Raw genomic sequence first — 23214 nt, 5'->3', positions numbered from 1 at the left:
TGCTTTGGCTGATGCTGGCGCTGGTGGCCAGCAGTACCCTGGCGACCGAAAAGGTCCGTTATTGCGATTACCCGGTATACCCGCCGATTTCCTGGAGCGACGGCAAACAGGTTCGGGGTCTGGCGCCGAGCGTGGTGAAAAAGCTGTTCAGTCAATTGGGCTACGAGGTCGAGATCGTGGTGCTGGGCAACTGGCAGCGCTGCCTGCTGGATGCCGCTGAAGGCAGGGTCGACGTGGTGCTGGCCTACAGCAACGCGCAACGGGAACAGAGCATGCTGTTTTCCACGGTGCCGGTGCTGCGCGAAGAAGTGGCCTTGTTCATCAATCGCCAGCACCCGGTGAAATTCGAACGGCTGCGAGATCTGGCCAAATACCGTGGCGGCTTGCTGTTCGGTGAAAGCTACGGCGTGGAGTTCGATAGCATGGTCGCGCAAAACAACAACATCGAATGGGTCTCCGACAACCGCCAGAACTTCGGCAAGCTGATTCGCGGGCGCATCGATTTCATTACCCAAGAGCGTCGCACCGGTCAGCTATATGTCGCCAACCTGCCCGGCGCTCAAGACATCGTTGCCTTGCCCGATGTATTGAGCGTGGACTACCTGCGGGTGGCCGTTTCGCGTCTTTCGCCGCTGGCAAGGCATATGCCGAAAATCAATGCGCAGCTGCAGCGCATGGTCGATGCCGGTGATATCGAGCGTCTGCTCAATGAAAGCGAAGTCACCTACCGCGACATGATTAACCTGCCGGCGAACACACAATGATCCGCGCCCGCACCGGTGGACTATTGCGGCGTCTGCTGCTGTTCATTCTGTTGTTCAGCCTGTGCTTCACCGTGCTGGCTAGCAGCGTGCAGCTGTACATCGAATACCGCCGGGAAATGCGCGAGATCGACTCGCGCATGGAGTTGATTCGCACCGGTTATCTGGCGAGCCTGGAGCGCAGTCTGTGGGATCTGAACCAGGAGCAGTTGAACGTGCAATTGCGCGGCCTGGTGGGTTTTTCCGACGTGGCGCGGGTGCACCTGACCAGCCCGGACTACGACTTGCTACAAGGCAACCCCAACCCGGTGGGGCCGTTGCGCATCGAGCGTTTTGCTCTGCGATATCTACCGCCATCCGGCCCGTTGCGCCAGCTCGGTGAACTGGAAGTCAGCACTGATCTGGGCGCGGTGTATGAGCGCCTGTACGCCACCGGGTTGACCAGTTTGTTGTGGATGGGCGTATTTCTCTGCGGTTTGGCGGTGGCGCTGTCCGGCTTGTTCTATCGATTGGTCACCCGCCACCTGCGAGTCATGGCCGAATTTGCCCGGCGCATCGCCGCCGGTAAATGGCATGAGCCGTTGCGCCTGGACAAGCGGCGAAACGCTCAAGAAGATGAAGTCGACACCGTGGCCAACGCCCTGGATGACATGCGCCGGGCGATCCTCATTGATATCGACCGCCGGGAAACCGACCGCCTGGCCTTGCAAGACAATCGCGATGAATTGCTGCGCAGGGTCGAGCGGCGCACCGCCAGCTTGATGCGCGCCAAGGACGAAGCCGAAGCGGCCAACCAGGCCAAGTCGCGGTTTCTGGCGACCATGAGTCACGAGCTGCGCACGCCGCTCAACGGCATTCTTGGCATGGCCGAGTTGCTGCGCGGCGCCAGCCTGAATCAGCAGGACAGCAAACGCCTGGATGCCTTGCACAAGGCCGGTGAGGGCTTGCTGGCCATCCTTAATGAAGTGTTGTATTTCGCCAAGTTGGAGGAGGGCGCGAGCCTGCCAGAGACGGTGGATTTCTCGATTCGCCAATTGCTCGACGAAGTGCTGACCTTGGTGGAACCCAAGGCGCTGGACAACGACACGATTCTCACTTGCCGGGTCGATCAGCGGGTGGCCGAACAACACCACGGCGCGGAACAATTTTTGCGGCAGGTCTTGAGCAACCTGTTGGCCAATGCGATCAAGTTCACCGAAGGCGGCAAGGTCGGCGTGGAAGTGGCGTTGCTCGCTCAGGCTGAAGGGCAGAGAGGGCAGCACTTGCGGGTGAGTGTCACCGATGACGGCATCGGCATTGCCCCGGCGATGCAGGCGAAGATTTTCGAGCGCTTCACCCAGGCCAGCGAGGAAGTGGCGCAGCGCTTTGGCGGCACCGGGTTGGGGTTGGCGATCTGTAAACATCTGGTGGAGCACATGGGCGGTTGCATCGGTGTCAGCAGCGAAGTCGGACGCGGTAGTTGTTTCTGGTTCGAACTGCCCCTGCAGCCGGCCAGCGATGTCATCAACGTAGCGCCGCTTCCCGAGGTGGGCCCGGCACTGGACATTTTGGTGGTCGAGGATGTGGCGCTTAACCGTGAAGTGGCCGAGGGGCTGCTGCTACGGGATGGACATCAGGTGTGGCTGGCCATCGATGCTCAACAGGCGTTGTTGCAGTGTGCGACGCGGACATTCGATCTGATTCTGCTGGATGTGCATCTGCCGGGGATGAGCGGCGTCGAGCTGTGCTCACAGATCCGTAGCACCGACGGGCCGAATTGCCAGACCCGCATTTTCGCCCTGACCGCCAGCGTACAACCGGCGTTGGTACGCGGTTACCTGGACGCCGGCATGGACGGCATTCTGGCCAAACCGCTGAAGCTGGACAGCCTGCGCCAGGTGCTGGCGGGGCAGACGATTGTCAAAAAACCCTTGGTGGCTGGCGGGACGATGGATTGGGCGTTGCTGCAAACCCATCGCACCTTGCTCGGTGAGCAAAAGGTGCAGGGCCTGCTGGCGTTGCTGCACGACTCGATCCTTCAGCACCGGGAAGCGCTGGACGAAGCAATCGAGGCCGACGATTGCACAGAGGTTGCGCAACTGGCGCATGGCCTGGCCGGCAGCAGCGATTCATTGGGTTTTCGTGGATTGGCCGAGGTATTGCGAAGGCTGGAAACAGCGGCGCTGGGCAACGACGAACCGGCGATCCGTGAGCTGGCGCCGACCGTTCAAGCGCAAATACAACGGGCGCAGCAAACCCTGGAAGATCTGTTGCAGCACAGATGAACAAGCCGCTCTTACAATATTGTTACGATTTTCTACAACTTAGATCGCTGCGTACAACGCGACCTTACATGGCGTTCCAATAATCGACGCAGCCGCTGCAGCGCGGCCTTCGAAGCTTATTGGAGATAATAATAATGAATTGCCGTAAAGCTGATCCTTCCCCGCGCCATGATCTCCTGTCATGCGCCGCACACCTCACTGACTGCTGAGGTGCCGACATGAACGAAAGCACTGATCGCAAAGGCATCCAACTGACCCGAGCCCTGAAAAGCCGGCACATTTTCATGCTGTCTCTGGGCGGCGTGATCGGCACCGGGCTGTTCATGGGCTCCGGGGTGATCATCAACCAGGGCGGTCCGGTGGGGGCGATTCTGGCGTACCTCGTCGCCGGTTTCCTGATGTACCTGGTGATGGTCTGCCTGGGCGAACTGTCGGTGCACATGCCGGTATCCGGTTCGTTCCAGACCCACGCCACCCAATACATCGGCCCGGCCACCGGGTTCATGATCGGCTGGGTGTACTGGATGAGCTGGGCCACCACGGTCGGCCTGGAATTCACCGCAGCCGGGATGCTGATGACCCGCTGGTTCCCGCAGGTGCCGATCTGGTATTGGTCGGCGCTGTTCGTGGTGGTGCTGTTCGGCCTCAACGCCCTGGCGACCCGCGCCTTCGGCGAGGCGGAATACTGGTTTTCCGGGATCAAGGTCGCGGCGATTCTCGGGTTCATCGTGGTCGGCGTGCTGGTGATCTTCGGCGCGATCCCGCTGAGCAGTGGCGCACCCGCGCCGATGATGAGCAACCTGATCGGCGACTCGTTGTTCCCTCACGGCCTGTCGGCGGTGTTCGCGGTGATGATGACCGTGGTCTACGCCTTCCAGGGCTGCGAGATCATGGGCGTGGCCGCTGGCGAAACTGACCAGCCGGAAAAAAGCATCCCGCGCGCCGTGCGCAACGTGGTGTTCCGGGTGCTGATTTTCTATGTGCTGGCGATTATCGTGCTGTCGGCCATCGTGCCGTGGCAGCAGGCGGGGCTGATGGAAAGTCCATTCGTGCAGGTGTTTGACATGGTCGGCATTCCGTACGCCGCTGACTTGATGAACTTTGTGATCCTCACGGCGATTTTGTCGGTGGGCAACTCCGGCCTTTATGCGTCGACCCGCATCCTCTGGGCCATGTCGAAAACCGGCATGGCGCCCAAAGGCCTGTCGGTGCTGAGCAAACGCGGCGTGCCGTTGCGCGCCCTGAGCATCACTTTGTGTTTTGCCCTGGTGTCGCTGATGACCAGTTTCGTAGCGGCGGACACGCTGTTCATGGTGCTGATGGCGGTGAGTGGCATGTCTGGCACCGTGACCTGGATTGTCATCGCCCTGGCGCAATACAAGTTCCGCAAAGCCTATTTGCGCGATGGCGGCAAACTCAGTGACCTGAAATACCGCGCCCCGTGGTTCCCGGTGCTGCCATTGATGTGCATCACGCTGTGCTGCTCGTTGTTCGTGTTCCTGGCACTGGACGAAACCCAGCGCCCGTCGCTGTATTGGGGCTTTGGTTTTATTGCGCTGTGTTATGGCGCGTATTTCGTGTTCCACCGCAAACGCGAGGCGGTGCTGGTGCCGAGCTTGCCGTAAGCCCCAGAAAAAAATCCAAACCCTGTGGGAGCGAGCTTGCTCGCGATAGCGGTAGATCAGTCAGCAGAGATGTTGATTGTGATGACGCCATCGCGAGCAAGCTCGCTCCCACAGTTGTTTTGCGGTGGAGCATTCGTCTATGCATACCGCAAATCCCGTAGTAGCGGGGCTTGCTCGCGAAGGCGTCCCCGAGATCACAGCGTTGTAGGCAGTTGTTCGAAGTTGTAACAGCGCCACCGCTCCATGATCGCTTGTCGAGAGATAACCAATATAAAACAACAACTTAACAATTTTTAAAGCCTGTTACAGCGCATTTCATCTCCGATTGCCGTCTTACTGAACACTCGTTTAGTATGGCCTCAAGTCGCATCACCTCACGCCAAACACAATAATTCGAGGACTCGCATGACTACTCATGATTCTCTGCTCAGTCAGGTCGAAGCAGGCGTTGCCTGGATCACCCTCAATCGCACTGCTCAGCGCAATGCGCTGGACATCCCGACGCTGAAAAGCCTGCATGCCTTGCTCGACACTTACAACGCCGATCCTGCGGTCCGCGTGGTGGTGCTGACCGGCAACGGGCGCAGTTTCTGTGCGGGGGCCGACCTCGATGAATGGGCCGCCGCCGAAGCCCGTGGCGCGCTGGAAAGCTACGGCTGGACCGAAACCGCCCATGCCTTGATGACCCGCCTGTACAGCCTGGAAAAACCGACAATCGCCGCCATCAACGGCACGGCCGTCGGCGCGGGGATGGACCTGACCCTGTGCTGCGACCTGCGCATCGCCGGGGAATCGGCGCGTTTCAAGGCCGGCTACACCAGCATGGCCTACTCGCCGGACGCCGGCGCCAGTTGGCACCTGCCGCGGCTGATCGGCGCCGAGCAGGCCAAGCGCCTGCTGTTCCTCGACGAATTGTGGGGGGCCGACCGCGCCTTCGCCGCCGGTCTGGTCAGCGAAATTTGCGCCGACGATCAACTGCAGACAGCTGCCAGTGAACTCGCCGCACGCTTGGCCGCAGGGCCGACCTTTGCCTTTGCCCAGACCAAAAAACTCATGCGCGAAGGCGCCGACCGTAGCTTGCCCGAGCAACTGCAAGCGGAACTGGCCGCCGGCCTGTTGTGCGGTCGCAGCGAAGACGGCAACGAAGCCCTGCGCGCGGCCATGGAAAAACGCCCGGCACGCTTTATCGGTCGTTGAGCCTCGGTACACCTCTATCAGCACACGAACAACAGGTAGCACCATGAACTTCCAACTGACCCAAGAACAAGAAATGTTGGTGGACGCGGTACGCAGTTTCGTCGCCAAGGAACTGCTGCCCTATGAAGATGAAGTCGATCGCGCCGACGAAGTCTCCCCGGAGTTGGCGGCGCAGATTCGCGGCAAGGCGATCGCCGCCGGTTTCTATGCCTTCAACATGCCGGAAGAGGTCGGCGGTGGCGGTTTGGATTACCTGTCCCAGGCGCTGATCGAGCGTGAACTTTCCAAGGTGTCCTGGGCGCTGCATGTCTTCGTTGCGCGGCCATCGAAAATTCTCATGGCCTGCACCGGCGATCAGATCGACGACTACCTGTTGCCGTGCATCCAGGGCGAGAAGATCGACTGCTTCGCTTTGACCGAACCGGGCGCCGGTTCCGATGCCAATGCGATCCAGACCCGTGCCGTGCGTGACGGTGACGACTTTGTTCTCAACGGCAGCAAACACTTCATCAGCCACGCCGGCCACGCTGACTTCGCCATTGTCTTCGCTGTCACCGACACCTACGAACACAACGGCCGCAAGCGCAACGCCGTGACCTCGTTTCTGGTCGACCGCGACACCCCGGGCATGACCATTCGCCGTGGCCCCAAGTGCGTGAGCAACCGTGGTTATCACACCTTCGAAATGTTCTTCGACGACTGCCGTGTCCCGGCCTCCAAAGTTTTGGGCGAAGTCGGCAAAGGCTGGGAAGTGGCCAACGCCTGGCTGACTGCCGGCCGGGTGATGGTCGCCGCCAACTGCGTCGGTCAGGCGCAACGAGCGCTGGACGTGTCGCTGCAATGGGCGGCGGATCGCAAGCAATTCGGCCAGCCGATCGGCACCTATCAAGGGGTGTCGTTCAAATTGGCGGATATGGCCACGCAGATCCGCGCAGCGGAACTGCTGACCCTGCATACCGCCTGGAAAATGGACCAGGGCACCATGACCGATGGCGACGCCGGCATGGCCAAGCTGTTTGCCAGCGAAGTGCTGGGGCGCGCAGCCGATGAGGCGGTGCAGATTTTTGGCGGCATGGGCCTGATGGACGAAGGTCCGGTGGAACGCATCTGGCGCAACGCGCGGATCGAACGGATCTGGGAAGGCACCTCGGAAATCCAGCGCCACATCATTTCCCGCGAGCTGCTGCGGCCACTGCTGCGCTGATCGCCCCGGAGAATTCCCATGTCGCAAACGATTCGTGACAACCTCAAACGCATGCTCGCCCCGCGGCACGTGGCGTTTGTCGGTGGCCGCAGCATGGCCCGCGCGCTCAAGCGCTGTGCCGACGGCGGTTACCCAGGGCAAATGTGGCTGGTCAATCCGCAGCACGACAGCCTCGAAGGCGTACCGTGCTTGCGCAACATTGCGGACTTGCCGTGCGGCCCGGACGCGGTGTTCATCGCGACCAACCGTGAGCTGACCCTGACCTGCGTCGCCGAACTCGCCGCCGTCGGTACGGGTGGCGCGATCTGCTACGCCTCGGGGTTTGCCGAGACCGGTGCCGAAGGCCAGGCCCTGCAACAGCAACTGCTCGAAGCCGCTGGCGACATGGCGTTGCTCGGCCCCAACTGCTACGGCCTGCTCGACTACCTGCACAGCTCCGCGCTGTGGCCGGTGGCCCACGGCGGCAAAGCGGTGGAGAAGGGCGTGGCCGTGCTGACCCAGAGCGGCAACTTCGCCTACAACCTGTCCATGAGTGACCGCTCGCTGCCGGTGGCCTACATGGCCTCGGTCGGCAATCAGGCGCAACTGGGCGTGGCCGAATTGATGGATGTGTTGCTTGATGAGCCACGGGTCACCGCCATCGGCCTGCATATGGAAGGCTTGAAAAACGTACCGGGTTTCGCCCGCGCCGCGCACAAGGCACTGGAGAAGGGCATTCCGATCATTGCTCTGAAAACCGGCGTGTCGCAGATCGGCGCCGAACTGGCCCTGAGTCACACCAGTTCGTTGTCCGGTTCCGATGCGCTGTACGACGCTTTGTTCGCAAGGCTCGGAGTGATTCGCGTCAGTGGTCCGGTGAGTTTTGTCGAAACCCTGAAAGCCGCGGCCTGCGGCAACCTGCCAGCGGGCAACAGCCTGATCGCGCTGGCCTGTTCCGGTGGCGACGCGGGGTTGATTGCCGATTACTCCGAACGCAATGAACTGAGCCTGCCAAAACTCGACGAAGGACAAGTCGGCGAGCTGGCCCAGGTACTGCCGAGCTACGCCAACCTGGTCAACCCGCTGGACTTCACCACAGCGATCTGGGGCGACGGCGAAGCCTTGAACCGCATGCTCGACAGCGCTCTGCGCACTGAAGCGGATGCGGCGATGCTGGTGCTCGATTACCCGGCGCAATTTACCGGCGAGCGCAAGGAATGTGACCTGTTGCTGGATCTGTACTGCGAGGCGCTGGTGCGTCACGGCAAGACCGGTTTTGTCACCTCGGCCTTCCCCGAGTTACTGCCAGCTCATGCCCGCGAGCGTTTGCACGGGCAAGGTGTGGCGGCGTTGCAGGGTGTCGAAGACGGTTTGGCGGCCTGGGGCCGTATCGCCGGTTATCAGCGCAATCGTCAGGCGTTGTTGGCATTGGGCGAATCGGCTCTGGTGCCACTCTGTCCGCAGGCGCTGGAAGGCGAAGGGCAGTTGCTCAATGAATGGGATTCCAAGCAGGCCCTGCGCGAGTTTGGCCTGCCGACGCCCAACGGTGTACTGAGTACGCCAGACAAAGCACTGAAGGACGCCGAAGCGTTGGGCTATCCATTGGTGCTCAAAGCGGTCAGCGCGCAGTTGCCGCACAAGACCGAGGCCGGTGCCGTGGCACTGAACCTCAAGCATGGCGCCGCGTTAAGCGTTGCCCTGGAAAAAATGCGCGCCAGCATCGCCGCTTACGCGCCTGGCGTGCCTTTCGATCAGGTGCTGCTGGAACCGATGGCCAAGCCGCCGCTGGCGGAGCTGATTGTCGGCATCAAGCGCGAAAACGATTTCGGCCTGGCTTTGGTGATTGGCGCCGGCGGCATTCTGGTGGAGTTGCTCAAGGACAGTCGCAGCCTGTTGCTGCCGACCACCGACGGGGCGATTCGCCAGGCCTTGCTGAGCCTGCGCAGCGCCGCATTGTTGCGAGGTTTTCGTGGTCGCGAAGCGGCGGATCTGGACACCTTGGTGGCGGCGATCGGTGCGGTAGCCGAATACGCCTGCGAGAACGCCGGACAATTGCTGGAACTTGATGTGAACCCATTGTTGGTCGGCGCCGATGGCACGACTGCGGTCGACGCGTTGATTCGCCTCGGCCATGCGTGAGGACCTGAACATGCAAAGCAAAACCTTGACGGGTGGCCAGGCGCTGGTGCGTCTGCTGGCCAACTACGGCGTCGACACCGTGTTCGGCATTCCCGGCGTACACACCCTGGAGCTGTATCGCGGCTTGCCCGGCAGCGGCATTCGCCACGTATTGACTCGCCATGAGCAGGGCGCCAGTTTCATGGCCGACGGCTATGCGCGGGTGAGCGGCAAACCCGGCGTGTGCTTCATCATTACCGGCCCCGGCGTGACCAACGCCGCCACCGGCATTGGCCAGGCCTACGCAGATTCGATTCCGATGCTGGTGATTTCCAGCGTCAACCACAGCGCCAGCCTCGGCAAGGGCTGGGGTTGCCTGCACGAAACGCAGGATCAGCGTGCGATGACCGCGCCAATCACCGCGTTCTCGGCGGTGGCGTTGACCGCCGAAGACTTGCCGGAACTGATCGCCCGCGCTTATGCAGTGTTCGACAGTGAGCGTCCGCGCCCGGTGCACATTTCGGTGCCGCTGGATGTGCTGTCGGCACCGGTTGCCCGCGACTGGAGCAACGACGTAGTGCGTCGTCCGGGTCGCGGCACGCCAGCCGCGACTGTGCTGGACGAAGCGGTAGCCAAGCTGCATGGCGCGAAACGGCCGATGATCATCGCGGGCGGCGGCGCATTGAATGCCGCATCGCAGTTGCAAGAACTCAGCATCCGCCTGGCCGCGCCGCTGTTCACCAGTGTCGCCGGTAAAGGCCTGCTGCCACCGGACGCACCGCTCAATGCCGGTTCGTCGCTGTGCGTGGAACCGGGCTGGAACCTGATCGCCGAGGCCGATGTCGTGCTGGCGGTCGGCACCGAAATGGCCGACACCGATTTCTGGCGCGAACGCCTGCCACTCAACGCCGAACTGCTGCGAGTGGACATCGATCCGCGCAAATTCAACGACTTCTATCCATGCGCGGTGGCGTTGCACGGTGATTCGCAACAGACGCTGGCGGCGCTGCTGGAACGCCTGTCGCCGGACGTGCGTGATGCCAGCGCGGCGATTGCCTCGGTAGCGGCGCTGCGTGAGGCTGTGAAAAACGGTCACGGGCCGTTGCAGTCGGTCCATCAGGCGATTCTGCAGCGCATTGCTGCCGAACTGCCGGCCAACGCTTTCATCAGCACCGACATGACCCAGCTGGCCTACACCGGCAACTACGCCTTCGATTCACTGGCGCCACGCAGTTGGTTGCACCCGACCGGTTACGGCACCTTGGGTTACGGCTTGCCCGCCGGCATCGGCGCCAAGTTTGGCGCGCCGCAACGTCCGGGGTTGGTGCTGGTGGGTGATGGCGGTTTCCTCTACACCGCGCAGGAACTGGCGACGGCGGTCGAGGAGCTGGACAGCCCGCTGGTAGTGTTGTTGTGGAATAACGACGCCTTGGGGCAGATCCGCGACGACATGCTCGGCCTGGACATCGAACCGATCGGCGTGCTGCCGCGCAACCCGGATTTCGCCGCTCTCGGTCGCGCTTTCGGTTGCACCGTGAACCAGCCGCAAAGCCTGGCCGAGTTGCAAACTGATCTGCGCCACGGTTTCAAACGCAACGGTGTGACCCTGATCGAATTCAAGCATGCCTGTGCGAACTGATTTTCACCTTTGTTTAGCGGGGCTTTTTTAAAGGGGCTTCTTTTAAGGGAACAGAACCATGCGCTTTTCCGATCTGACTCAACGTGTCGCCGGTGACGGCGCCGCCGCCTGGGATATTCATTACCGCGCACTGGCAATGCGCGAGCAGGGCGAAGACATCTTGCTGCTGTCGGTGGGCGACCCGGACTTCGATACGCCGCCGCCCATCGTGCAGGGTGCCATCGACAGTTTGTTGTCCGGCAATACTCACTACGCCGAGGTGCGCGGCAAGCGCGCCTTGCGTGAAGCCATCGCCAAACGCTACGGGCAACGCAGTGGGCAACAGGTGACGGCGGATGAGGTAACGGTGCTGGCCGGCGCGCAGTGCGCACTGTTCAGTGTGGCCCAGTGCGTGCTCAATCCGGGTGATGAAGTGATCGTCGCCGAACCGATGTACGTCACCTACGCAGCGGTGTTCGGTGCCTGCGGCGCCGTAGTGGTGCCAGTGCCGGTGCGTTCGGAAAACGGTTTTCGCGTGCTGCCCGAAGACGTCGCCAGCCGTATCACCCCGCGTACCCGCGCCCTGGCGCTGAACAGCCCGCACAACCCATCGGGGGCGAGCCTGCCGCGCAGCACCTGGCAGGCCGTGGCCGAATTGTGCATCGCCCACGACCTGTGGCTGATTTCCGATGAGGTTTACAGCGAGCTGCTGTTTGAAGGCGAACACGTCAGTCCGGCGAGTTTGCCGGGCATGGCCGAACGCACCGCGACGCTCAACAGCCTGTCGAAATCCCACGCCATGACCGGCTGGCGCGTCGGCTGGGTGATGGCGCCATCCTCGTTGTCCGCGCATCTGGAAAACCTGGCGCTGTGCATGCTCTACGGCTCGCCCGATTTCATCCAGGACGCCGCCGTGGTGGCGCTGGAAAGCCAGCTGCCGGAACTGGACGCCATGCGCGAAGCCTATCGCCAACGCCGCGATCTGGTCTGCGAAAGCCTGGGCGATTGCCCCGGCGTGCGCGCCTTGAAACCCGATGGCGGGATGTTCGTAATGGTCGATATCCGCGAAACCGGGCTCAGCGCCCAAGCGTTCGCTGATCGTTTGCTCGATCGCCATGGCGTCTCGGTCCTGGCCGGCGAAGCCTTTGGTCCGAGCGCGGCCGGTCACATCCGAATCGGGTTGGTGGTGGGGGCCGCGCCATTGCGTGATGCCTGCCAGCGCATCGCCCGTTGTGCTCACGAATTGATGGAGGTTCAGGTACATGCTTAATCACCAATCACTGTTCATTGATGGACGCTGGCAAACCCCGTCCGGGCAAGGCGTCGCCGAGGTGATCAACCCGGCCACCGAGGAAGTCGCCGGCAGCGTGCCGCTGGGCGATGAACGCGATGTCGACAATGCGGTGGCGGCGGCGCGCAAGGCCTTTGCATCGTGGTCGCGTACACCGTCCAGCGTGCGCGCCGGGTACATCCGTGCACTTGCCGAACAACTGCAAACCCGTGCCGACGAAATGGCGGCGGTGATCACCACCGAACTGGGCATGCCGGTGCAATGGAGCCGTTCGGTACAAGTGGACGGGCCGATCATCGGCCTGGAGCAGTACGTCGAACTCGCCGGTTTGATGGACGAAGTGCGCGAGGTCGGCAACTCGCTGGTGATCCGCGAAGCGGTAGGCGTCTGCGCGTTCATCAACCCGTGGAACTATCCGCTGCACCAACTGATCGGCAAGCTCGGCCCGGCGCTGGCCGCCGGTTGCACGGTGGTGGTCAAGCCAAGCCAGGACACCCCGCTGCATGCGTTTTTGCTGGCGCAGATGATCGAGGATATCGGCTTGCCGGCCGGTGTATTTAACCTAGTCAGCGGGCCGGGTACGAAGGTCGGCGAAGCGCTGGCCAAACACCCGGACGTGGACATGGTGTCGTTCACCGGTTCCACCGGCGCTGGTGTGCGCGTTGCGCAAGCGGCGGCGCCTTCGGTGAAACGGGTATGCCTGGAACTCGGTGGCAAGTCGGCGCTGCTGATCGCCGAGGATGCGGATCTGGACGCCGCCGTGCGCTACGGCGTGCAGGACGTGATGATCAACTCCGGGCAAACCTGCACCGCGTTGACCCGCATGCTGCTGCCCGCCAGCCGTTATGCCGAAGCGGTTGAAATTGCGTTGGAGGAAACCCTGAGCCTGCGCATGGGCGATCCGCTCGATCCGCAGAGCTTCCTTGGCCCGATGTGTTCGGCGGGGCAACGGCGCACCGTGCTCGATTACATCAAGGTCGGTCAGGAGGAAGGCGCGCGTCTGTTGTGCGGGGGCGATTCGACGCCGGGCCTGGAGCGTGGTTACTACGTCAGCCCGACGCTGTTCGCTGACGTCAATAACAGCATGCGCATCGCCCAGGAAGAGATCTTCGGCCCGGTGCTGTGCCTGATCCCCTATGCCGATGAGGCGCAGGCGATCCAGATCGCCAACGACTCGCCGTTCGGCCTATCCAGCGGCGTCTGGGCCGGCACCACCGAGCGTGCCTTGCAACTGGGGCGGCAATTGCGGGCGGGCCAGTGTTTTCTCAATGGTGCGGCGTTCAACTATCAGGCGCCGTTCGGGGGCTACAAACAATCCGGAAATGGACGTGAATGGGGGGAAGAGGGGCTCAACGAATTCGTCGAAGTGAAGGCGATCCAGGTGTGACGGTTGGCGATTTGAACGATTTACGCACCGGGCCATGGCCCGGTGCCTTGCGTGGTTTTGAAGGGTTATTTCATTAGCTTTCGATCAGGGGCAATGCAATGAGCGATAACAAAAACAAGATTACTCAAGCGAACCAAGAATCAAGTTTCCCGCGTCGAGATTTTCTTATAGGGAGCTTGAAGTACAGCGCAACCGCCGCAGCGGTGGCCGGGGCGTTCTCCATGGGCCTGCCATTGGGTGCCTTCGCCGAGGATGCAACACCAAAACCCGGTGGTGTGTTGCGCCTTGGCTTGGCCGGTGGAAGCACCACCGACTCGAAAGACCCCGGCTCCTGGGTCGATACCTTCACCTTTGTCGGTTTCTCGGCGATTTATAACACCCTGACCGAAATTGCTGTCGACGGCACGGCGATCCCCGAACTGGCCGAAAGCTGGACGTCGACCCCGGACGCACGAGTCTGGACCTTCAAATTGCGCCAGGGCGTGACCTTCCACAAAGGCAAGACCCTGACCGCCGACGACGTGGTCGCCTCGATCCAGCATCACCTCGGGGATAAATCCAGTTCGGCGGCCAAAACCGTGTTGGGCGATGTAGCCAAGGTCAGCGCCAACGGCAGCGACAGCGTGGTGTTCGAACTGCATTCGGGCAACGCTGACTTCACCTATGTGGTCGCTGATTACCATCTGGTGATCATGCCGAGCAAGGACGGGGTGCCAGACTGGCAGGCCGGTGTCGGCACCGGCGGTTATCGCCTCAAGGACTTCGAACCGGGCGTGCGCATGACCCTGGAGCGCAGCCCGGATTACTGGAAACCGGGCCGCGCGCACTTCGCCAGCGCCGAACTGATCGGGATCGCCGATGGCGCCGCGCGAATCAACGCGTTGGTCACCGGGCAAGTGGACGTGATCAACAAGGTCGACCTGAAAACCGTGGCGCTGCTCAAACGCAACCCGAACCTGGTCATCGAAGAAACCAAGGGCGCGCAGCACTACACCTTCCCGATGCTCACCGACAGCCAGGTGTTCCAGAACAACGACGTGCGCATGGCGATGAAGCACGCGATCAACCGCGAAACCCTGCTCGCTTCGGTACTGTACGGTTACGGTCTGGTGGGCAACGATCACCCGATCCAGCCGGGCAGCCGCTTCATCAACACTGCGCTGGAGCAACGCAGCTACGATCCGGACAAGTCGCGTTTCTACCTGAAAAAGGCCGGCCTGGATTCGCTCAAGGTACGCCTGCAAGCCTCCGATGCGGCGTATACCGGCGCGGTGGACGCCTCGGTGCTGTTCAAGGAGCAGGCACGTGCGGCGGGGATCGACATCGATGTGGTGCGCGAACCCTCCGATGGTTATTTCTCCAATGTCTGGATGAAACAACCCTTCACTACCTCGTTCTGGTACAGCAGCCTGACCGCGGACCGCATGTTCAGCATTGGTTACGCCAAGGGCGCGGCCTGGAACGAAACCCACTGGGACAACCCGCGTTTCAACCAATTGCTCAACGCCGCACGGGGCGAGATGAACGACCCGCTACGCCGCGAAATGTACAACGAAATGCAGGCGCTGTGCCGGGATGACGGCGGGGCGATCGTGCCACTGTTCGCCAGCTCCGTGGCGGCCCGTTCCAACCGCGTCAGCCACGGTGGGCAGACTGCGCCGTATGGTGAGCTGGATGGACTGCGCGTGATCGAGCGTTGGTGGCAGGCGTAAAGCCGGGATAGTCAGAACAGTAGAGATACGTGGTCTTCACTAACGTGCCCATTTCGAGGAGCTGTGCGGTGAATAGTATTTTAAAGCTGCTGTTGCAGCGTTTGGCATTGGGGCTGTTATCGCTCTTCGCGGTATCAGTGATCATTTTTCTCGCGGTCGGCATGCTGCCGGGCGACATCGCCCAGGCCATGCTCGGCCAGTCCGCCACTGCGGAAACCGTGGCGGCGTTCCGCGCGCAACTGGGCCTGGACCTGCCGCCGCTGACCCGTTTCGGGCACTGGATCTGGAACCTGCTGCAAGGTGACCTCGGCGCGTCGCTGGCCAACCAGCGACCAATCGCCGAACTGGTCGGCACACGCCTGGGCAACACTTTCAGCCTGGCGTTGCTGGCGGCGCTGGCGTCGGTGCCGCTGGCCTTGGTGCTGGGGATGCTCGCGGCGTTGTATCGCAACAGCTGGTTCGACCGTTTGCTCAATACCTCGGCCCTGAGTGCGGTGTCGTTCCCCGAGTTCTTTGTCGCCTACCTCCTGATCCTGGTGTTCGCGGTGAAGCTCAACTGGTTTCCGAGCATTTCCAACCTGTCGCCGGACGCCTCCCTTGGCACGGTACTGGAACGTTCAGTACTGCCGGTCGCCACCCTGAGCCTGGTGGTGATCGCGCAGATGATGCGTATGACTCGCGCCTCTCTGATCAACCTGCTGGCCAGCCCGTACATCGAAATGGCCCGGCTTAAGGGCATCAGCCAGTCGCGGATCATCTTCCGTCATGCCTTGCCCAATGCCCTGGCACCGATTGTCAATGTGGTGGCGCTGAACCTGGCGTACCTGGTGGTCGGTGTGGTGGTGGTCGAAGTGGTGTTTGTTTATCCCGGACTCGGCCAGTTGTTGGTGGACTCGGTGGCCAAGCGCGATATCCCGGTGGTGCAGGCCTGCAGCCTGATCTTCGCCGCGACGTACATCCTGCTCAATACCAGCGCCGATGTACTGTCCATCGCCAGCAATCCACGCCTGATGCATCCGAAGGGTAAGCCATGAGCCTGTTCAAACAATTAGTGCAAGCGCCGCTGAGCGCGAAATTCGGCCTGTTGGTAATCGTGGTCTACATCCTGGTGGCTTTGCTTGCGCCGGTATTGGCGCCGTTCGGCGAAACCCAGGTGGTGGGCGAGGGCTTCGCGCCGTGGGGCGGCCAGTTCCTGTTGGGCACCGATAACCTGGGACGAGACATGCTCAGTCGCCTGGTCTACGGCGCACGCAACACCTTGGGCATTGCCTTCCTGACCACGGTGCTGGCATTCCTGCTCGGCGGCCTGAGCGGGCTGATCGCGGCAATCAAGGGCGGGTGGGTCGATCAGGGTTTGTCGCGGGTGGTGGATATCCTGATGGCCATTCCGCAACTGATTTTTGCCTTGCTGATCCTCAGCGTGGTCGGCACCACGGCGACTTCGCTGGTGTTGGTGATTTCGCTGTTGGATGCGACCCGGGTGTTTCGTCTCTCGAGGGCGGTGGCGATGAACGTGGTGGTGCAGGACTTCGTCGAAGCCGCGCGCCTGCGGGGTGAAGGCCTGTGGTGGCTGGTCACCCGCGAAGTGCTGCCAAACGCAGCGGCGCCGTTGATTGCCGAATTCGGCCTGCGTTTCTGCTTCGTGTTCCTGTTCATCAGCGCGCTGTCGTTCCTCGGCCTGGGCATTCAACCGCCCACCGCTGACTGGGGCAGCATGGTGCGCGACAACGCCGTGTTGATCACCTTTGGCGACATCAGCCCGTTGCTGCCCGCCCTGGCCGTGGCGTTGATCACGGTGAGCGTCAATTGCGTCGTCGACTGGATGCTGCACAAATCCAGCGGCCTCAAGGTATGCTGAACATGACGACATCCAAACCCTTGCTGGAAATCCGCGACCTGCACATCGAAGGCCATTACGAAGACGCCTGGCATCCGCTGATCAAGGGCATCGACCTGACCCTGCAACGGGGCGAGGTGCTGGGGCTGATCGGTGAGTCAGGCGCGGGCAAATCGACCCTCGGCCTTTCAGCCTTGGGCTACACCCGCGACGGCTGCCGGATCACTGGCGGTTCGGTGCACTTCGACGGTATCGACCTGCTGAACGCCAAACCCGAAGCCCTGCGCAAATTACGCGGCTTGCGCATTGCCTACGTTGCGCAGAGCGCGGCGGCCTCGTTCAACCCGGCCCATCGGCTGATTGATCAGCACGTGGAAACCGCGGTGAAAAACGGCGGCATGAGCCGTGCCCGGGCCATGAGTGAAGCGGTGGAGCTGTATCGGGTGCTGTGCCTGCCCAATCCCGAGCAGATTGGCCAGCGTTACCCGCATCAGGTGTCGGGTGGCCAGTTGCAGCGGGTCATGACCGCGATGGCCATGGCCTGTCACCCGGACCTGATTATCTTCGACGAACCGACCACCGCGCTGGACGTCACTACCCAGATCGAAGTGCTGGCGGCGATCCGAGACGCGATCGCGACCTACGGCAGCGCGGCGATCTACATCAGCCACGACCTGGCCGTGGTGGCGCAGATGGCCGACCGCATCATGGTACTGCGCCACGGCAAACTGGTGGAGGAGGCCGAAACCCGCAAGATGCTCCGCGACCCGCAGGAGGACTACACCAAGTCATTGTGGGCGGTGCGCAGTTTTCGCACCGAACCCAAGGCTTGCCCGCAGCAGGAAAAACCCTTGCTGCAATTGCGCGCCTGTTCCGCAAGCTACGGTCATCAACCGGTGCTGCACGATGTTTCGTTGAAGCTCTACCGTGGCCAGACATTGGCGGTGATCGGTGAGTCCGGCAGCGGCAAAAGCTCCACGGCGCGCTTGATTACCGGCCTGCTAACGCCGACGGCCGGCCAGGTGCTGTATGACGGCGAGCCACTGCCGGCGGACTTTCGTCAGCGCAGCAAGGAGCAACTGCGGCGCATCCAGATGATCTACCAGATCCCCGATACGGCGCTCAATCCACGCCAGCGCATCGTCGACATCATCGGCCGCCCGCTGACGTTCTATCTGGGGCTCAAGGGCAAGGCCATGCGGGCACGTGTCGCCGAGCTGCTGGAGATGATCGAACTGGACCCGGCGACTTTCATGGAGCGTCAACCCCGTGAACTGTCCGGCGGCCAGAAACAACGGGTGTGCATCGCCCGGGCGCTCGCGGCCGATCCGCGCCTGATCATTTGCGACGAAGTCACTTCGGCACTGGATCAACTGGTGGCCGAAGGCGTGCTCAAGTTGCTCAACCGTATTCAGCAGCAACTGGGCGTCACCTACCTGTTCATCACCCACGATGTCGCCACCGTGCGCGCGATTGCCGATGAGGTGCTGGTGATGCAACGGGGCAGGGTGGTGGACCACGGTTCGCGCAGTGCGATCTTCACCCCGCCGCACCAGGACTACACCGGGCTGCTGTTCTCATCGGAACCGCAAATGGACCCCGACTGGCTCGACCGCTTGCTGGCCAGTCGCGCCGCCACGAATACAAACCCTACGCTGGAAAAAGTCTAAGGAATCGCCATGAAAGTACTGATCGTCCACGCTCATCCCGAGCCAAAATCCTTCACAGCGGCCCTGCGTGATCAGGCTGTCGCCACCCTTGAAGCCCAGGGCCATGAGGTGCAGGTCAGTGACCTGTACAAGATGAACTGGAACCCGGTGGCCAGCGCCGACGACTTCTCGTCGCGGGAAAATCCCGAGTACCTGGTGTATGCGCTTGAGCAACGTTTGGGCGTGAAAAGCCAATCGTTGGCGGCGGATATCCACGCTGAACTGGACAAACTGTTGTGGGCCGACCTGTTGATCCTCAACTTCCCGATTTTCTGGTTCTCCACCCCGGCCATGCTCAAGGGCTGGATCGACCGGGTGCTGGTGTCCGGCATCTGCTACGGCGGCAAGCGCTTCTACGATCAGGGTGGCCTGAGCGGCAAGAAGGCACTGGTCACCGTCACCTTGGGCGGTCGCGACCACATGTTCGGCGACGACGCGATTCACGGTCCGCTGGAGGACATGCTGCGGCCGATCCTGCGCGGCACCTTGGCGTACGTCGGGTTTGATGTGCTGGAACCTTTTGTCGCCTGGCATGTGCCGTACATCAGCGACGAGGCGCGCAAAGAGTTCCTGGTGGACTATGCCAAGCGCCTGGAGCATCTGAATGACGATCAACCCTTGGTGTTTCCGAAGTTGTCGCAGTTCGATGAAAAGCTCTATCCACTACAAAAAACGGCCGTTGACGATGCCTGATCAACACCACAACCCTTGTGGGAGCGGGCTTGCCTGCGAAAGCGTCGGCACTATCAGTCAACCCGATACGCAAAAACGCCACGACTGTCGTAAAAACGACCTGTTTACGCTGAACGCGAACCCTGAGAATTTTTCTGTTGAACGAGTGTTCAGCTTGGTCTATGTTCGTTTCACATCTCTCTCCCGGTTGGTTGCGGGCTTGCGTTTCTTCACTTCGAACGAGGCACTGGCATGCGGTTTTCACCCTTTGTTGAGCGAATCTCAGGGCAAGGAGTTGCTGCCTGGGATATTCATTACGCCGCGTTTGAAGCACGACGCCGTGGCGAGGATGTAATCATTCTTAGCGTCGGTGATCCGGATTTCCCCACGCCCGACTTCATCACCGATGCCGCCATCCAGGCCCTGCGTGAAGGTGACACTCACTACACCGAAATCGCCGGTCGCATGGCCTTGCGCGAAGCCATCGCCGCGCGCTACGGCAAGCTGTTCGATCGCGCGTTGCAAGCGTCAAACGTCATCGTCGTGGCCGGGGCGCAAAACGCGCTGTTTGCAGCTTCGATGTGCCTGCTCACTGCCGGCGACGAGGTCATCGCCCTCGATCCGATGTACGTGACCTACGAAGCAACGCTCAAGGCCTCCGGCGCCACGCTGGTGCGGGTGGCCTGCTCGGCGGATGATGATTTTCGCGTCGATGCCGCCATGCTGGCCAAGGCAATCACCCCGAAGACCAGGGCGATGTTCTTCTCCAACCCGAACAATCCCACTGGCGTGGTGATGAACCGCGAAGAGCTGCAAGCTATCGCCGACCTTGCCATAGCCAATGACCTGTGGGTCGTGGTCGACGAAGTCTATGAAAGCCTGACGTTCGAGCGTAACCATCTGAGCCTGGCGGCGTTGCCCGGCATGGCCGAGCGTTGCGTGGTGATTGGCAGTCTGTCGAAATCCCATGCCATGACCGGCTGGCGCATTGGCTGGATCGTTGCCGATCAGGCATTGGTCGCGCATGCCGAAACCCTGGTGTTGAGCATGTTGTACGGTTTGCCGGGGTTTGCCATGGAGGCCGCGCTCAAGGCCGTGCAGGCCCATGAAGAAGTGACTCACGGCATGCGCGATATCTATCGTCGTCGGCGTGATCTGGTGGTGGCAGGTCTTTCGGATTGCCCGGGGATTTCAGTGCTCAAACCCGATGCCGGCATGTTTGTGCTGGTGGATGTACGCGGCACCGGCCTGACCTCGCTGGAGTTCGCCTGGCGGCTGTTGCGCGAGGCGCGCGTCTCGGTGCTGGACGCGGCCGCCTTCGGCGAACCCGCACAAGGTTTTGTGCGTCTGTCGTTCACCCTCGGTGAAGAGCGGCTGGCCGAGGCCTGTCAGCGTATCCGCGATTTCGTCCTGGTGCTCAACGGCGAAGCGCCGCGGCCCGTCATTGCACGCGTGACCCGTGAAGCTGTGGCGGCGCCCGTTGCGGCCCGAACCATGATCGAGGTCGAGCAACTGCATAAACGCTTTGGCAATATCGAGGTGCTCAAGGGCGTGTCCCTGACCGCCCGCGAAGGGGAGGTGATCTCGCTGATCGGTGCCAGCGGCTCGGGTAAAAGTACCTTGCTGCGTTGCATCAACATGCTCGAAGTGCCGGATCAGGGCCGCATTCTAGTGGACGGCGAAAGCATCCACGTCAACCAGACCCGCCCCGGTCTACCGCTGGTATCTGACGCCAAGCAACTGGTTCGTATCCGTTCGAGCCTGGGCATGGTGTTCCAGAACTTCAACCTCTGGCCCCATCGCACGGTGCTGGAAAACCTTATCGAAGCGCCGACCCAGGTCCTGCGTGAAAGCCGTGCCGAAGCCACTGAACGGGCCGAAGCCTTGCTCGAACGTGTCGGGCTTGCAGCCAAGCGTAACGAGTACCCGGCGTTTCTTTCCGGGGGACAACAACAACGGGTGGCCATCGCCCGTGCCTTGGCCATGCGACCCAAAGTCATGCTGTTCGATGAACCCACCTCGGCACTCGACCCGGAACTGGTCGGCGAAGTGCTGCGGGTGATCCGCTCTCTCGCCGAAGAAGGCCGGACCATGATCCTGGTGACCCATGAAATGGCCTTCGCACGTGATGTCTCTTCCAAAGTCGCCTTTTTGCATCAAGGGCTAATCGAGGAAACCGGTTCGCCGGACGAAGTGTTCGTACACCCACGCAGCGAGCGTTGCCGACAATTCGTCAACGCTCATCAGACTCGCTAATAACAACAAAAGACGGGGAAAAATCATGGGAAATCGACGTTTGGCAAACTGGTTGACCGGCGTGGCGTGCGTAATGCTCGCTGGCATGAGCGCGGCGCAAGCCCAACCGATCCGCTTCGCGGTCGCGGCCGAGCCCTATCCGCCGTACACCGAGAAACAGGCCAACGGTGAGTGGAAGGGCTTTGAGGTCGACCTGATCCACAAGCTGTGCAGCGAAATGAAAGCCGAGTGCGAGATCAAGGAAGTGGCGTGGGACGGAATCATTCCGTCGCTGCTGGCGAAGAAGATCGACGTGATTTTCTCCTCGATGTCGGTGACCGAGGAGCGCGAAAAACAAATCGCGTTCAGCAAGGCGTATTACGACTCGGTGATTGCGATTGTCGGACCGAAGGATGTTTCGGTGAAAAAGTATCCGGATGATCTCAAGGGCAAGACCATCGGCGTGCAGAACTCGACAGTGAGCGCCAGCTTCCTGAAGACGTACTACGAGAAAATTGCCGACGTTAAGTATTACGACACGCAGGACTCGGCCAACGCCGACCTGATTGCCGGTCGAATCGACCTGATGATGGCGGATGGCACGGCCATGACGGCCTTCGTCAAGACTGCGGACGCAAAAGACCTGGCCTACCTCGGCGCGGTGCCTTATGACCCAATCTTCGGCAAAGGTGTGGGCGCCGGCCTGCGCAAAGATGACACCGAACTTAAGGCCAGACTCGACAAGGCCATCAAGACCTTGCTGGCGAGCAAGGACTATGACGACTTGTCCCAGAGCTACTTCGGTACCAGCGTGAAGCCGACGTTCTGACCTGGACACCGAACCTGTGGGAGCGGGTGTTGGACAGTGATTTCGCTAACTGGAGACTGAAATGCCAACGATGTTCGAGATGATCGGTTTCAGCGAACAAGGGTGGGGCGGGGCGCTGCTGAAGGGGCTCCTGATGACCCTGCAGATATCGGCCGGGGCCTTTGTGGTCGGGCTGATCGTCGGATTGGTAGTCGCCTGCCTCAAATTGGGTGCGCCCAAGCCGATTGCGGTACTGGCGCGTGGTTACACCACGTTGTTCCGCGCCGTACCAGAGTTGTTGATGATCCTGTTGCTGTTCTATGTCGGTTCCATGCTCCTCAATTCGTTGATGGAGTGGTTGGGTTACGGCGCAGTGAATGTCAGCGGGCCACTGGCGGCGATTGTGGTGCTGGGATTGGTGCAGGGCGCGTACGCGTCGGAAATTTTCCGGGCGGCGATACAGGCGATTCCTTATGGCCAGATCGAAGCCGGGAAGGCGTTCGGCCTGCACGGCTTTGGACTGTTTCGGCGTGTGACGTTGCCGATCATGGCGCCTTATGCAATGGCGGGGATGTCGAACCTGTGGATCAACCTGATCAAGGACAGTGCGTTGATCAGCGTGGTTGGCACCAACGAGTTGTTGTACACCGCCAAGCAAGCGGCGGGGTCGACACGCCAATATCTGTTGTTCTACCTCACGGCCGCGGCGCTGTACTACGCAGTGACTCTGGTGTCCAACTATCTGTCGGGACGGCTAGAGCGACGTATTCGTCGCTGGATGCCTTTGGCTGAGTGAA

Annotated in this window: 17 protein-coding genes; all 17 read left to right on the top strand. The window is 61.4% G+C overall.

Features of this window, described 5'->3' with window-relative positions:
- Nucleotides 1-11 precede the first annotated feature (11 nt).
- The 17 genes from JFU47_RS06290 (at nt 12) to JFU47_RS06210 (ending at nt 23213) form a co-directional block, all read left to right on the top strand.
- Complete coding sequence (locus JFU47_RS06290) at nt 12-764, top strand: substrate-binding periplasmic protein (RefSeq protein WP_201182289.1); 753 nt, start codon at nt 12-14, stop codon at nt 762-764.
- Complete coding sequence (locus JFU47_RS06285) at nt 761-3025, top strand: ATP-binding protein (RefSeq protein ID WP_201181880.1); 2265 nt, start codon at nt 761-763, stop codon at nt 3023-3025. The genes JFU47_RS06290 and JFU47_RS06285 overlap by 4 nt, the downstream gene beginning before the upstream one ends.
- Before the next feature lie 218 nt (nt 3026-3243).
- A complete protein-coding gene (locus JFU47_RS06280; protein WP_201181878.1) occupies nt 3244-4650 on the top strand; it encodes an amino acid permease in 1407 nt (468 codons plus the stop codon).
- 405 nt (nt 4651-5055) lie between these two features.
- Entirely contained in the window at nt 5056-5847 is a 792-nt protein-coding gene (locus JFU47_RS06275) for an enoyl-CoA hydratase/isomerase family protein (RefSeq protein ID WP_201181876.1), read from the top strand.
- A gap of 43 nt (nt 5848-5890) precedes the next feature.
- A complete protein-coding gene (locus tag JFU47_RS06270; RefSeq protein ID WP_201181874.1) occupies nt 5891-7051 on the top strand; it encodes an acyl-CoA dehydrogenase family protein in 1161 nt (386 codons plus the stop codon).
- Nucleotides 7052-7069: 18 nt separating this feature from the next.
- Complete coding sequence (locus JFU47_RS06265) at nt 7070-9169, top strand: acetate--CoA ligase family protein (protein WP_201181872.1); 2100 nt, start codon at nt 7070-7072, stop codon at nt 9167-9169.
- Between the two features lie 10 nt (nt 9170-9179).
- Nucleotides 9180-10787, top strand: coding sequence for a 5-guanidino-2-oxopentanoate decarboxylase (locus JFU47_RS06260; RefSeq protein ID WP_201181870.1), 1608 nt, complete (start codon nt 9180-9182; stop codon nt 10785-10787).
- A 58-nt stretch (nt 10788-10845) separates the two neighbouring features.
- On the top strand, nt 10846-12036 hold the full coding sequence (locus JFU47_RS06255) for a pyridoxal phosphate-dependent aminotransferase (RefSeq protein ID WP_201181868.1): 1191 nt from the start codon (nt 10846-10848) through the stop codon (nt 12034-12036).
- Nucleotides 12029-13444, top strand: coding sequence for an aldehyde dehydrogenase family protein (locus JFU47_RS06250; RefSeq protein ID WP_201181866.1), 1416 nt, complete (start codon nt 12029-12031; stop codon nt 13442-13444). The genes JFU47_RS06255 and JFU47_RS06250 overlap by 8 nt, the downstream gene beginning before the upstream one ends.
- A 98-nt stretch (nt 13445-13542) precedes the next feature.
- Nucleotides 13543-15156, top strand: coding sequence for an ABC transporter substrate-binding protein (locus tag JFU47_RS06245; RefSeq protein ID WP_201181864.1), 1614 nt, complete (start codon nt 13543-13545; stop codon nt 15154-15156).
- A gap of 68 nt (nt 15157-15224) precedes the next feature.
- Nucleotides 15225-16190 (top strand): ABC transporter permease subunit, encoded by a 966-nt coding sequence (locus JFU47_RS06240; RefSeq protein WP_201181862.1) that lies wholly within the window; start codon nt 15225-15227, stop codon nt 16188-16190.
- Nucleotides 16187-17014, top strand: a complete 828-nt coding sequence (locus tag JFU47_RS06235; RefSeq protein ID WP_201181860.1) for an ABC transporter permease — start codon at nt 16187-16189, stop codon at nt 17012-17014. Before JFU47_RS06240 ends, JFU47_RS06235 begins: the two co-directional genes overlap by 4 nt.
- 2 nt (nt 17015-17016) lie before the next feature.
- Nucleotides 17017-18663, top strand: a complete 1647-nt coding sequence (locus JFU47_RS06230; RefSeq protein ID WP_201181858.1) for an ABC transporter ATP-binding protein — start codon at nt 17017-17019, stop codon at nt 18661-18663.
- Between the two features lie 9 nt (nt 18664-18672).
- The gene (locus tag JFU47_RS06225; RefSeq protein WP_201181856.1) at nt 18673-19395 is read left to right on the top strand and encodes an NAD(P)H-dependent oxidoreductase; all 723 of its coding nucleotides are present in this window, start codon (nt 18673-18675) and stop codon (nt 19393-19395) included.
- A gap of 231 nt (nt 19396-19626) precedes the next feature.
- Nucleotides 19627-21630: an aminotransferase class I/II-fold pyridoxal phosphate-dependent enzyme gene (locus tag JFU47_RS33280; RefSeq protein ID WP_201181854.1), complete on the top strand. Its 2004-nt coding sequence runs from the start codon at nt 19627-19629 to the stop codon at nt 21628-21630.
- A gap of 25 nt (nt 21631-21655) precedes the next feature.
- Nucleotides 21656-22438: a transporter substrate-binding domain-containing protein gene (locus tag JFU47_RS06215; protein WP_201181852.1), complete on the top strand. Its 783-nt coding sequence runs from the start codon at nt 21656-21658 to the stop codon at nt 22436-22438.
- A 61-nt stretch (nt 22439-22499) separates the two neighbouring features.
- The gene (locus JFU47_RS06210) at nt 22500-23213 is read left to right on the top strand and encodes an ABC transporter permease (protein ID WP_201181850.1); all 714 of its coding nucleotides are present in this window, start codon (nt 22500-22502) and stop codon (nt 23211-23213) included.
- The last annotated feature ends 1 nt before the right edge of the window (nt 23214 follow it).

Source organism: Pseudomonas sp. TH39(2020), assembly GCF_016650715.1.
Classification (GTDB): Bacteria; Pseudomonadota; Gammaproteobacteria; order Pseudomonadales; family Pseudomonadaceae; genus Aquipseudomonas; species Aquipseudomonas mandelii_C.
The sequence above is the reverse complement of the archived record's forward strand: the minus strand, read 5'-3'. Positions and strand labels throughout refer to the sequence as shown.

Excerpts from the sequence above, each read along its gene's own strand:
- JFU47_RS06290 (WP_201182289.1), top strand. The coding sequence starts at position 12 with ATGCTGGCGCTGGTGGCCAGCAGTACCCTGGCGACCGAAAAGGTCCGT.
- JFU47_RS06285 (WP_201181880.1), top strand. The coding sequence starts at position 761 with ATGATCCGCGCCCGCACCGGTGGACTATTGCGGCGTCTGCTGCTGTTC.
- JFU47_RS06280 (WP_201181878.1), top strand. The coding sequence starts at position 3,244 with ATGAACGAAAGCACTGATCGCAAAGGCATCCAACTGACCCGAGCCCTG.
- JFU47_RS06275 (WP_201181876.1), top strand. The coding sequence starts at position 5,056 with ATGACTACTCATGATTCTCTGCTCAGTCAGGTCGAAGCAGGCGTTGCC.
- JFU47_RS06270 (WP_201181874.1), top strand. The coding sequence starts at position 5,891 with ATGAACTTCCAACTGACCCAAGAACAAGAAATGTTGGTGGACGCGGTA.
- JFU47_RS06265 (WP_201181872.1), top strand. The coding sequence starts at position 7,070 with ATGTCGCAAACGATTCGTGACAACCTCAAACGCATGCTCGCCCCGCGG.
- JFU47_RS06260 (WP_201181870.1), top strand. The coding sequence starts at position 9,180 with ATGCAAAGCAAAACCTTGACGGGTGGCCAGGCGCTGGTGCGTCTGCTG.
- JFU47_RS06255 (WP_201181868.1), top strand. The coding sequence starts at position 10,846 with ATGCGCTTTTCCGATCTGACTCAACGTGTCGCCGGTGACGGCGCCGCC.
- JFU47_RS06250 (WP_201181866.1), top strand. The coding sequence starts at position 12,029 with ATGCTTAATCACCAATCACTGTTCATTGATGGACGCTGGCAAACCCCG.
- JFU47_RS06245 (WP_201181864.1), top strand. The coding sequence starts at position 13,543 with ATGAGCGATAACAAAAACAAGATTACTCAAGCGAACCAAGAATCAAGT.
- JFU47_RS06235 (WP_201181860.1), top strand. The coding sequence starts at position 16,187 with ATGAGCCTGTTCAAACAATTAGTGCAAGCGCCGCTGAGCGCGAAATTC.
- JFU47_RS06230 (WP_201181858.1), top strand. The coding sequence starts at position 17,017 with ATGACGACATCCAAACCCTTGCTGGAAATCCGCGACCTGCACATCGAA.
- JFU47_RS06225 (WP_201181856.1), top strand. The coding sequence starts at position 18,673 with ATGAAAGTACTGATCGTCCACGCTCATCCCGAGCCAAAATCCTTCACA.
- JFU47_RS33280 (WP_201181854.1), top strand. The coding sequence starts at position 19,627 with ATGCGGTTTTCACCCTTTGTTGAGCGAATCTCAGGGCAAGGAGTTGCT.
- JFU47_RS06215 (WP_201181852.1), top strand. The coding sequence starts at position 21,656 with ATGGGAAATCGACGTTTGGCAAACTGGTTGACCGGCGTGGCGTGCGTA.
- JFU47_RS06210 (WP_201181850.1), top strand. The coding sequence starts at position 22,500 with ATGCCAACGATGTTCGAGATGATCGGTTTCAGCGAACAAGGGTGGGGC.